The sequence below is a fragment of the Photobacterium sp. MCCC 1A19761 genome, from assembly GCF_037389125.1.
GTDB lineage: Bacteria > Pseudomonadota > Gammaproteobacteria > Enterobacterales > Vibrionaceae > Photobacterium.
This window is the reverse complement of record NZ_JAZGTF010000009.1, coordinates 63,617-75,042: the sequence shown is the minus strand read 5'-3', so window position 1 is coordinate 75,042 and position 11,426 is coordinate 63,617. Positions and strand designations below refer to the sequence as shown.

Annotated in this window: 12 protein-coding genes; 5 read left to right on the top strand and 7 right to left on the bottom strand. The window is 57.0% G+C overall.

Annotation, left to right across the window (positions count from 1 at the left end; all coding sequences use genetic code 11):
* Nucleotides 1–26: 26 nt before the first annotated feature.
* The 3 genes from VV869_RS10705 to rhtB form a co-directional block, all read right to left on the bottom strand.
* Nucleotides 27–197: a hypothetical protein gene (locus VV869_RS10705; RefSeq protein ID WP_337734928.1), complete on the bottom strand. Its 171-nt coding sequence runs from the start codon at nt 195–197 to the stop codon at nt 27–29.
* A 159-nt stretch (nt 198–356) separates the two neighbouring features.
* Nucleotides 357–1,616, bottom strand: a complete 1,260-nt coding sequence (locus tag VV869_RS10700; RefSeq protein ID WP_337734927.1) for an EAL and HDOD domain-containing protein — start codon at nt 1,614–1,616, stop codon at nt 357–359.
* Nucleotides 1,617–1,697: 81 nt separating this feature from the next.
* Nucleotides 1,698–2,315 (bottom strand): homoserine/homoserine lactone efflux protein, encoded by a 618-nt coding sequence (gene rhtB / locus VV869_RS10695; protein WP_337734926.1) that lies wholly within the window; start codon nt 2,313–2,315, stop codon nt 1,698–1,700.
* 254 nt (nt 2,316–2,569) lie between these two features.
* Here rhtB and VV869_RS10690 point away from each other — a divergent pair, with 254 nt between their 5' ends.
* Entirely contained in the window at nt 2,570–3,571 is a 1,002-nt protein-coding gene (locus tag VV869_RS10690) for an alpha/beta fold hydrolase (RefSeq protein ID WP_337734925.1), read from the top strand.
* 98 nt (nt 3,572–3,669) lie between these two features.
* Complete coding sequence (locus VV869_RS10685; RefSeq protein WP_337734924.1) at nt 3,670–4,467, top strand: Cof-type HAD-IIB family hydrolase; 798 nt, start codon at nt 3,670–3,672, stop codon at nt 4,465–4,467.
* Nucleotides 4,468–4,600: 133 nt separating this feature from the next.
* On the opposite strand, the gene VV869_RS10680 is transcribed toward VV869_RS10685, so the two are convergent.
* Nucleotides 4,601–5,059: an EVE domain-containing protein gene (locus VV869_RS10680; RefSeq protein WP_337734923.1), complete on the bottom strand. Its 459-nt coding sequence runs from the start codon at nt 5,057–5,059 to the stop codon at nt 4,601–4,603.
* A 177-nt stretch (nt 5,060–5,236) separates the two neighbouring features.
* On the opposite strand from VV869_RS10680, the gene VV869_RS10675 reads away from it, so the two are divergent.
* The 3 genes from VV869_RS10675 to VV869_RS10665 all read left to right on the top strand — a co-directional run bounded on the left by VV869_RS10675 (nt 5,237) and on the right by VV869_RS10665 (nt 8,059).
* Nucleotides 5,237–5,815, top strand: coding sequence for a tRNA-uridine aminocarboxypropyltransferase (locus VV869_RS10675; protein WP_337734922.1), 579 nt, complete (start codon nt 5,237–5,239; stop codon nt 5,813–5,815).
* 110 nt (nt 5,816–5,925) lie between these two features.
* Complete coding sequence (locus VV869_RS10670) at nt 5,926–7,362, top strand: coniferyl aldehyde dehydrogenase (protein WP_337734921.1); 1,437 nt, start codon at nt 5,926–5,928, stop codon at nt 7,360–7,362.
* A 106-nt stretch (nt 7,363–7,468) separates the two neighbouring features.
* Complete coding sequence (locus VV869_RS10665; RefSeq protein ID WP_337734920.1) at nt 7,469–8,059, top strand: TetR/AcrR family transcriptional regulator; 591 nt, start codon at nt 7,469–7,471, stop codon at nt 8,057–8,059.
* Nucleotides 8,060–8,090: 31 nt separating this feature from the next.
* On the opposite strand, the gene VV869_RS10660 is transcribed toward VV869_RS10665, so the two are convergent.
* From VV869_RS10660 to VV869_RS10650, 3 genes are all read right to left on the bottom strand, one after another.
* Entirely contained in the window at nt 8,091–9,458 is a 1,368-nt protein-coding gene (locus VV869_RS10660; RefSeq protein WP_337734919.1) for a hypothetical protein, read from the bottom strand.
* Between the two features lie 56 nt (nt 9,459–9,514).
* A complete protein-coding gene (locus VV869_RS10655; protein ID WP_337734918.1) occupies nt 9,515–9,802 on the bottom strand; it encodes a hypothetical protein in 288 nt (95 codons plus the stop codon).
* Nucleotides 9,803–9,866: 64 nt separating this feature from the next.
* Nucleotides 9,867–11,273, bottom strand: coding sequence for a hypothetical protein (locus tag VV869_RS10650; protein WP_337734917.1), 1,407 nt, complete (start codon nt 11,271–11,273; stop codon nt 9,867–9,869).
* Between the last annotated feature and the right edge of the window lie 153 nt (nt 11,274–11,426).

The following is an 11,426-nucleotide window of genomic DNA, read 5'->3' as shown; positions in this document are numbered from 1 at the left end:
TTTCATCCCGGCCTCTCGCGGCTATTTCAGCGACACCGCCACCAGCCCGGCAGCAGCCCCGTCGTTCCCCACACAGTCGCGATCACCGGGATCAACAATCCGCCGGCCCCGAGACTGGCCACCGCGAAAAACGCCGGAGAGGGCTTGCGCGATTTTCCCAGCAAATTCCAGGCGGCATGGATCACGGCCGATAACATCACTAATCCTAAAGCGATCCCCGACACGGCACAGCCCCTAATTTGGTATAGTCCAACAAGAAAATCAGTGTAAACAAAAACGCGGCCACAGAGAAAGCCTGTGACCGCGTTTTCACCAAAGTTTCACGCGCGCTCGCTGTTGGAGCCCGCTGACAGGATCTAGCTATCCGGGGAAGCCGCCGGTGGCGGGATCCCCGCAGCGCTGACTGGGGTGTCGAGGTAATTCTGCGACCACCGCATCGCCTGCTGATAGCTTTTGGCGACCAGGGATTCCTGGATGGCCAGTGCCCGGCAGCACACGCTCACCTGATCCCAGTCGGCCTGCTCATAGGCGTCAATCAGGGCCAGCATCTGGCCCAAATCCCCCTGCCGGTGCAACAGGGCTTCCCGGACTTCCGCGGCAAGCGGCAGTACGCCGAGTATCTGCGCCAGAGTGTTATCCAGCAGCGCATCCAGCAGGGAAAACATCCCGATCAGAAAGGCTTTGTCCTTCATCGGGGCCAGACGGCTGTGGGCCGCCAGCATCTCGCACATCCGGGCCCGCAGCAGGGACAGGGCATACAGCTCCTTGGGTTTGTCGACTCCCGCATTTGCGGTGGCCACAGCGCTGACAAACATTTTAATTTTCTCTTCGCCCAGATACACCAGGGCCTGGCGAAAAGAGCTGATCGGCTCAATCGTGCGGTGCGCCGCCGTATTGACGTAACGCAGCAGCAGGTAGGACAGCGGAACATCGCCGGCAATGATCTGCTCAACCCGCTGAAAGTTGACTTCTTCACGGCAGATTTCCTGCAACAACCGCACCGTGGTCAGTTTCTCCGGCTGTACCTGGCGATTTTTCATCAATTCAGGTTTGCTGAAATAGTAACCCTGAAAGAAATGAAACCCGGCTTCCGCCGCCGCTTCAAACTCTTCCCGGGTTTCCACTTTTTCAGCCAGGAACTTGAGCTTGCGATCCTGGTGCTTGCGCACATACGCGCATGCCTTCTCGGCCCCGAGGGTCATAAAGTCCAGCTTGATCAGGTGAACATACGGCAGGAAACGATGCCATTGCGGATCCAGTTCGAAATCGTCCAGCGCAATCACATAGCCCTGGCGATAGAGGTGCTTGATTGCCGCGAACAGCTCCTCGTTCGGCGTACAGGTTTCCAGCACCTCAATGATCACCTTGCGCTTGGGCAGCAGCAGCGGCAACAGGCGTATCAGGCTTTCATGGGGAAAATTGATAAACGTGCGCTGACCGGCCGTTGCCGGGTTGTCCCCGACGGCCATATAGTTTTCAACCAGCAGGCGACATGTCGCTTTATTCGCCTCGATCACCGGAAACGCATTGCTTTCGCCGTCCCGAAACAGCAGCTCGTAGCCTACCGTACGCTGCTTGCGGTTAAAAATAGGCTGGCGTGCGACATAAGAGTACATAATGCCTTGAGTGCCTCTTGACTGGTGGAAATGTAAAGAAATAGTTCGTAATTATAACAAAAATCCGGCACCTGAGCGTGTTCATGCTTTGGCGGTGGCCAGCAAGGCGCCGCAGCCGATAAACATCGAGCCAAATACCCGGTTGAGGCCGCCCATTACTTTCCCGGAGCGTAAAAAACCGGTCAGCTGAGAAGAGAGGGTGACATAGCCCAGCATCACCAGCGCGTCGATCACCAAGGTCGTGATCCCGAGCACCATCAGTTGCCAGGACTGCGAGCCGTTGGGGTCAATGAACTGCGGAAACAGGGCCACCAGAAACACGATACTTTTCGGATTGGTCAGGTTCACCAGCACCGCGCGACGGAACAACTGCCCGGCACTGGCACCGCCTTTGGCACCAGCAGTCGCGGCCGGGGCCGGTTCACGCCATTTCTGAATGCCGAGCCAGATCAAATACACCACCCCAACCCATTTGATCATCGTGAAGGCCGTCGCTGACTGTGCCACAATCGCGCCCAGGCCAACGCCCACCAGCAAAATATGAATGCCCAACCCGACCTGCAGCCCGAGAATCGAGGCCAGGGATTTGCGCCAGCCATAGACCATGCCGTTGCTGATGGAGTTCACCGTACCTGAGCCGGGCGCCAGACTAAAGACCACAGCCGTTGCCAGATAGGCGAACCAGATTTCAACACTCATCTTTCCCTTTCCCCTGTTCACCGTCGGCGCCGAGGTCGCATCCGGCACCAACACCCATATTCTCGCAGCAGTATAAACGACCAATGTAGGATAAGGCGACAAGCAAACACCAGAGGTTAACAACAGATCACTCAATGCATATGCTTGTCACCCCGACGGAAAGAAAAGCAGGTTATAATGAAGCTAGATTTTTGCCGATTTTCTCCCCTCGGCTTCCCTGACGATTAAAATGATTTACGACGTTGAGAATAGCCATGACAGTCCAACCCCCACATTACTTTCAGTTTTCCCGGGAATCCCAGTTTGGTGAAACCATGGCCGGACCGGTGGCGACGCTGTGGCAACACCGGCGGGAAGGGATGTTCGAAGGCGTCGACCAGCTCAAGGTCGGCTGGGTCAGCCTGACCGGTTTTAATCACGATAAAGCCATTATTGTGGTCAACGGGCGGATCGAAAGTTACTGGAAATACCAGGAGCTGTTCTACGATCTGGTGCAGCAGGGCTACGATGTATTCGCCCTGGATCACCGCGGTCAGGGGGTCTCCGATCGGCTGGCCGAAGATACCGAGCTGGGCCACATCGAAGAGTTTGATGATTACGTGACCGATCTCAAAACCTTCTTCGATCGCGAAATTGCCCCGCGCGACTACCGCCAGCACTTCATGCTGGCCCATTCCATGGGCGGCACCATTGCCAGCCTGTTTCTGGCCGATCATCCGGGATTGGTTGACCGTGCCGTGCTCAGTGCCCCGATGCACGGGATCAACATCAACAACTGGATGAAACCCATCGCGTCCCCGCTGGCACGGGTGGTGGAACAATTGCAACGCCAGCCGAATTATGCCCCGGGGCAGGTCCCGTACTACCCGAAGCCGTTTTCCGATAACCCCCTGTGCCAGAGCCAGATCCGTTACCAGTGGTTCCGCGATCTGTATGAGCAAAAACCGGAACTGAAAATCGGCGGCCCCAGTGCCCGGTGGGTCTGGCAGGGACTGGCCGCGGCCCGGCGCTGTATTGCCCGCGCCCCGGATATCACCACCCCGATTTTGCTGCTCCAGGGCAGCGACGACAGTATTGTCGATAACCAGGCCCAGAACCTGTTCTGCCACACCATGCAGCAGGCCGGACGCGACTGCCAGCTCAAGATCATCGAAGGCGCCCGCCACGAGCTGCTGTTTGAGGAAGACAAGTACCGTCATCCCGTATTAAGCGCAACCATCTCCCATTTCCGGAAAGCGGAAACGATCGAACCGTAAATTAACCTCTTTTCTCGATACCAAACTGGTTTAATATTGACCGTGTTGTTCCCCCGGCGCACGGCCGGGGGGCGTGTTTCAATCAGCCGAGAGTTGCCATGTATAAAATTGTCGCATCCGATCTGGACGGAACCCTGCTCACCCCGGACCATCAAATCACCCCGTTCACCAAGGACGTCCTCACCCGCCTCCACCAGCAAGGCAAGGACTTTATCTTTGCCACCGGCCGCCACCACATTGACGTAGCCGACATGCGCGATGAGCTGGGGATCCCGGCGTACATGATCACCTCTAACGGGGCCCGGGTGCACAACTGCCAGGGCGAAGTCATCTTCCAGCAGGATTTACACCCGGAAGTGATCCAGGGCCTGATCGACCTGGCCAAGCATGATCCGGCGCTGAAAATCCATATTTACCGCAATGACGACTGGCTGATCAGCACCGAAGATGAAAACCTCAAAGAGTACCATCAGTCCTTTACCTACCAGTTGTTTGATGTCGACAACCCGCCGCTGACAGGCGTCGCCAAAGTGTTCTTTATCCGCGACGATCAGGACCATGACCAACTGGCGTTGTGGGAAGATAAATTCAAGCAGATCTTCGGCCATCGTGCCAACATCGCTTTCTCCACCCCCTGGTGCCTGGAAGTGATGGATGCCAAGGTGTCCAAAGGACATGCGCTGGAAGCCGTCGCGAAAGAAAAAGGTTACACCCTGGCGGACTGCCTGGCGTTCGGCGACGGGATGAACGATGTTGAAATGCTGACCATGGCCGGCAAAGGGCTGGTGATGGGCACTGCCCACGAGAAGGTCAAGCAGGCCCTGCCGAACAACGGCGTCATCGGCAGCAGCAGCGAGGAAGCGGTCGCCCGCTATCTAGCCGAGCACTTGCTGTGATCGGCCTGCGCTAATAGGCCCGCAGCGAAGGGCCTGTTTGAGACAGGGATTCTGAGCGCGACGGGCATCAGCCCTGTTGAAGCACGCGACTGCCACAGGTTCAGGGTTGCCTGTGGTAGTGTTGGATGACCGGTCAGAACTGACCGGTCATCGCCAAGATTTCCTGCCACTGCGCTTCTGTGACCGGCATAATGCTGAGCCGGCTACCGCGCTTCACCAGCGGCATTTCAGCCAGCGCCGGATTGGCTTTGATTCGTTTGAGCGACACCAAACGCAGGTGGCGCTGGTACTCGACATCGACCATCACCCAGCGCGGATTGTCCGGGTCCGACTTAGGATCGTAATACGCACTCTCCGGGTCAAACTGAAAATGATCCGGATAAGCTTCTTTCACCACGGTCGCAATCCCGGCCACCCCGACGTCCTTGCACGATGAATGATAAATCAACACCTGATCGCCGAGCTTGATATCATCACGCATCATGTTCCGGGCCTGGTAGTTGCGCACCCCTTCCCAGCAGGACACCGTCTGCTTTTTCAGGGTATCGATCGAAAACGTATCCGGCTCTGTCTTAAATAACCAATAGGCCATCGTTCCTCTCACTCGTTGTGGCCGGGACATCCGGCGGGTAACATACATTCAGCCGCCCAGCCTACCATAGCCGCCGGGACGCACAAGTCATCTGCCGCGCCCGGCCGATTCAGAAGATTGCACCCACAGCCGGAACTGTGCCACACTGCCGCCATCTGAAGAAAGAAGAGTCACCGCGTGTCCTGTCCCCGCTGCCATTTTCACTATAACTGTATTTGCCCGGCCGAGCCGACGCTGACCAGCGAGGCGCGGTTTGTCCTGCTTACCCATCCCCGCGAGCTGAGCAAAACCACCAATACCGGGGCGCTGATGCTGCGAACACTGCCCCACTGCCGCCGGGAGATCTGGGATCGGGTCAATCCGCCGCAGACTTTGCTGGACCAGTTGCGCCAGCCGGATCTGCAACCCTGGCTGCTGTTTCCCGCTGACGCGGAGCACCCGGCCGCCCCGTTTCAGGCCGAATCCGGTAAACAGCCGCTGTTTATTGTGCTCGATGCCACCTGGCAGGAAGCCCGAAAGATGGTGCGCAAGAGTCCCTGGCTGGCCGACTTACCGCATCTGAGCCTGTCGGTCTCCGATACCTCGACGTACACCCTGCGCCGCAATCAGCAAGCCGGCAACCTCTGTACCTGCGAAGCCGGGATTGCCCTGCTCGATTTAATCGGCGAGCCGCAGCAAGCCGCGCAACTCAGCCATTATTATCAAACCTTTATCGATACATTCCCGGCAGAGCAAAGCGGCCATCACAAAGGGTAAAAATTTCAAGCGCCATTCAGGCAACTTGGCTATACTTTCAAAACCGACTGACTAGTCGGTTTTTCATAACCATCACCCGCACCGGATGCAAACAGCACAGGGAGCCAGCCATGACCGCAATCGAGACACTGCCGATTCAAGACACCAACCGTCCCCAGATGCAGGCGATCCTGCATGCGCAGCAAGCGGCCTTTCGCGCCGATCCGATGCCTTCGCTCGAACAGCGTACTCACCAGCTGAAAGCCCTGAAAGCTGCGCTGCTAAACCACAAAACGGCCTTGTGCGAAGCCCTGAATCAGGACTATGGCCGCCGCAGCCATCACGACACCCTGATCGCCGACATCCTGCCTTGTGTCGCCCAATTGAATTACACCCTCAAGCATCTGAAAAAATGGATGAAGCCGGCCCGGCGCCATGCCGGTCTGATGCTCACCCCGGCTAAAGTCGAGGTGGTGTACCAACCGCTGGGCGTCGTCGGCATTGTCGTGCCGTGGAATTTCCCGGTCATGCTCAGTTTGGGGCCGCTGATCACCGCGCTGGCGGCAGGCAACCGGGCGATGATCAAACTCAGCGAATTTACCCCGGCCACCAACCAAGTGCTGCGCGACCTGCTGGCCAGCCTGTTCGAGCCGGAGAGCGTGGCAGTGATTGAAGGGGAAGCCGACATCGCGTCGGCGTTCAGCGCGCTGCCGTTTGATCACTTGCTCTTTACCGGCTCCACGCAGGTCGGTCGCCATGTGATGCGCGCCGCCGCCGACAACCTCACCCCGGTAACTCTGGAGCTGGGCGGAAAGTCCCCAGCCCTGATCGCACCGGATATGCCGATCCCGCTGGCCGTAGAGCGCCTGATTTACGGCAAAAGCCTCAATGCCGGGCAAATCTGCGTGGCCCCGGACTATGTGCTGGTCCCGGCGGACCAGCACGACGCCTTTGTAGCCGAATACCAGAAACAATTTCAGGCCATGTATCCCAAGGGGGTCGCCAGTAACGATTTCACTTCTGTGATTAACCGCAAACAGTATGATCGCCTGCGCGCATGGCTGGCGGACGCCGAGCAGCAAGGCGCGCAGGTGATCCCCTGCCATCCTGAGGCACGTGATGATGAGCAGCACCGGATGATCACTCACCTGGTGCTTGAGACCAACGAGCAGATGCAGTTGATGCAGGAAGAGATTTTCGGCCCCTTGCTGCCGGTGATCCCGTACCACAGCCTGGACGAGGCGCTGGCGAGGATTCGCCGCCAGCCGCGTCCGCTGGCCCTGTACCTGATGAGCCAGGATCCGGCATTGCAACAGCAGATCAAAACCACCACCCACGCCGGCGGGATGTGCATCAATGATGCCGTGTTCCACGTTGCCGCCGACGATGCGCCCTTTGGTGGGATCGGTCCGTCCGGGATGGGTCACTATCACGGCAAGGAAGGGTTTCTGACCTTTTCCAAAGCCAAAACCGTGCTCAGCCGCGGCAAATTCAGCACCGGCAAACTGATCACCCCGCCGTACGGCGGCTGGCTACAAAAGCTGATGCTGGCGTTTTTCCTCCGCTAGCACATCCCGGCCCTGCCCTGTGCGGGGCCGCCATGATAGGATCCATCGCGAGTATTCCATAATGTCCGGCAGGACCATCACTCACAACAGCATGACGAGTAAATGCATGACCAGCGGCAGCACGATGACCCACAAGAAACAGCAAATCCTCAACGCCGCGCTGACCCTGTTTGCCCGGCAGGGGATCGAGGCTACGTCCACCGCCAGCATCGCCAAACAGGCCGATGTGGCAACCGGCACCCTGTTTCACCACTTTGCCAACAAACAGGAACTGATCCTCGCCCTGTACCAGACGGTGAAAACCGAGCTCGGCCAGGCGATGCAACCCGCGCCAACCTGCGAGGAACTCCGGGACAAAGTGAATGATTGCTGGCAACAGGCCCTAGCCTGGGCCCAGCGCCATCCGGACAAGATCCGCTTTATGCAGCACATGGCCCACAGCCCTTACTGCAGCAGTGAACAACATCGCGCGCTGATGGCGACGTCGATGACTTATTTAATTGAGTTACTCACCCAGGCCCGGGCAGCAGGACAGATCGCGCCGCTGCCGGAGCCTCTGGTATTGAATTTTTGCCACAGCCATTTCCTGGCAACGGCCGCTCTGTTTGCCGAGAACCCGGCGCTGGCAGCGCAGCCAGAGTTTCAGGCGGGAGTATTTCAGATCTTATGGCAGGGCTTGTCGCCGGTCGCCCCCTAACGGGCACGTCCCGGCAACAAACTGGTGGCGGCTAAGACGCATTCGCGGCCGTGACCGCAGCCACCCACGCCTCGGCGATGGACCGGGCAAACGCCGGATCCTGGAACAGCAGGTTATCTGCCTCCAACGCAGAGCCTTCATTATTGACAATCATCAGCTCTCCGGCATCAAGCGAGGCACTGAGCGTCCATTCAGTTTCTCCGCCTAAACCGGCGCTGTTCGTCTCTGGGGGCAAGGTAATTTTCAGCCCCAAATGGGTCGAGCCCTTTAAGGCCACCATCTCCCATTGACCGCTCACCGCGGCCTCCCCTTGCGGGGTGACTGTCACTGTACCGTCCTCAGCCAATGCAAGCTTGGTCAGGATCGGCTTCATCTCCGGCGTTTTTTGTCCTAAATCACGCAGGTGATACCAGGTTTTTCCTGCAAAACGCGCCGCAGTCAGCGGGAGTATTCGCGTCTCAAAATCCTGCTCAGACCACAGACACAACCGGCCATCCTCGCTCAGACTCAAGGCCAAATCTTCCGTAGCGTGGATAAAAGTGTCACTGAACCGGAAAAATTTCAGGACATTATCCTCAACGGTATACGGGATATCTTTGCCGTACATACCCGACTTATACAGCTGATCTTCCAGGGTTATCCGGTTAAGAAGATGGTCACTATTCGACAACGGAATATACCAGAAGCTTTTGTTATCCAGATAACCGGCCAGATCCCCGGTCAGCCATTTGGTGACCGCCTGTCCCTGGTGATCAATGCGCACCTCAATGGCGTTGAGATCGGTGCCGAGGTTGACCTGGCGGTCCATCTCGGTCTTGATCAACGCTAAGTCAGTCTCCAGTGCCGTAACATTGTTTTCAGCAAGCGATTCTGCCAATTGCGGTACCAGGCTGCGCGCCATCAGGTGGGCATACACCGCATCCGGATTGCCCGCTTTCTGGGCCACAAAATCCCCGCCGATCACCGATTCCGGCAGATTCAACTGACTCGCCAGCGTCGAGAGAGAGACGTTTTTTAAGGTCGCCAACGTGGTAAACGGCGTCACCTGCGCGCTGCCGGGGGACGCATACAGCTGATACGAGGTCGCGACATACCCGATGCGATCGCTGTCTCGGGTTTCACCGGCACTGATTTGCGCGATCACCCCATACTGACTATCCGCTTCAGCGAGTTGCACTTGCCCTTGCGCATCAGTGGCCGCAGCCAACCATTCATCTGCATCACAGCTGCGATTCTGATTGCGATCGACACACACACGGGCATCACTCAGGTAACCATCAATCACCGTGACTTTGGGCGCCGCATTGTCATCTCCACCGCCACACCCGACGAGCGCCAGGCTGATCAGCAGCGGGAGGTTTAAGTGACGTTTGCTTATATTGTATTTGCTAATCTTCATATGAGACCTGTTTGTTTTTTTGAACAGACGCGTCAAATTCAACAGCAATAATTCAGCTAGCACAGAAATTTGTTTATTTTTTGTGACCCTTCACAGCCGATCGTGACATCTGTCATATCCACGGGCGGGGCCAACGGCATGGCCGCGACTTCCCGGGCCAGAATGCGTTGAACACCTTCAATACGTTGAACACCTTCAATGCGTTGAACACCTTCACCACCAACGGCTGTTGCACTGCCGGAGCCTCTGGAACTGAACTTTGCCACAGCCATTTCCTGGCGACGGCCACTTTGCTGCCGAGAACCCATTGCTGGCAGCACAGCCAGCGTTTCAGACGGGGGCATTTCAGATCTTATGGCGCCGGTCGCCCCCTAACGGGCACGTTCCGGCAACAGGACTGATTGACGGCTAAGATGCATTATTCGCAGCCGTGACCGCAGCCACCCACGCCTCGGCGACAGACCGGGCAAATGCAGTATCCTGGAACAGGAGATCATCAGCAGCCAGCCCAGAATCGTTATTGAACACCATGATCAACTCACCGGCATCGAGTACAGCACCCAGCGTCCACTCCGTTTCTCCGCCTAAGCCGGCGCTGTTCGTCTCCGGCGGTAGGGTAATTTTCAGCCCCAAATGGGTCGAGCCCGTTAACGTTACCATCTCCCAAGTGCCGACGATCGCGCCTTCCCCTTGTGGGGTGACCGTCACTGCGCCATTCTCAGCCAAGTCGAGCTTGGTCAGGACCGGCTTCATCTCTGTCACTTTTTGCCCTAAATCACGCAAGTGATACCAAGTTTGTCCGGCAAAACGCGCCGCAGTCAGCGGGAGTATTTGCGTCTCAAAATCCTGCTCAGACCAAAGGCACAGCCGGCCATATTCGCTCAAACTCAAGGCCAAATCTTCTGTCGCGAATAAAAACACGTCTCTAGCAGTAGAATAACGAAGGACGTTCTCTTCAACGATGTAGGGATGCACTTTGCCAGACATACCCGATGAATACTTCTGATCTTTCAACGTAACCTTATCGAGTACATGGTCATCATTTGACAACGGAATAAACCAGAAAACCTTGTTATCCAGATAACCGGCCAGATCCCCGGTCAGCCGTTTGGTGACCGCCTGGCCCTGGTGATCAATGCGCACCTCAATGGCGTCGAGATCGGTGCCGAGGTTGACCTGGCGATCAATCTCAGTCTTGATCAACGCTAATTCCGTCTCCAGTGCTGGGACATCATTTTCAGCAAGTGTGCCAGCCAACTGCGGTACCAGGCTGCGCGCCATCAGGTGGGCATACACCGCATCCGGATTGCCCGCTTTCTGGGCCACAAAATCCCCGCCGATAACCGATTCCGGCAGAGCCAGCTGACTCGCCAGCGTCGAGAGGGAGACGTTTTTTAAGGCCGCCAAAGTGGTAAACGGCGACACCTGCGCGCTGCCGGGGGACGCATACAGCTGATACGAGGTCGCGACATATCCGATGCGATCGCTGTCCCGGGTTTCACCGGCACTGATTTGCGCGATCACCCCATACTGGGTATCCGCTTCAGCAAGCTGCACTTGCCCTCGCGCATCAGTGGCCGCGGCCAACCATTCATCCGCATCACAGCTGCGATTCTGATTGCGATCGACACACACACGGGCATCCCCCAGATAGCCGTCAATGACCGAAATCGTCACTGTATTGGGTGTACCGCTCCCCGGCGGCGTACCCGTCCCCGGCGTTGGTGTTGTATTGTTGCTGTCTCCACCCCCACACCCGACGAGCGCCAGGCTGATCAGCAGCGGAAGAATTGTGTTGTGTTGGCTAACCTTCATATGAAACCTATTTGTTATTTTTGAACAGGCTAAAAAACAGACTCGTCAAATTCAACAGTTATAATTCATCCATCACAGTCATTTGTTTAATTTTTGTGACCCTTCACAGTCGATCGTGACATCTGTCATATCCCCGGGCGGAGCCAACGGCAT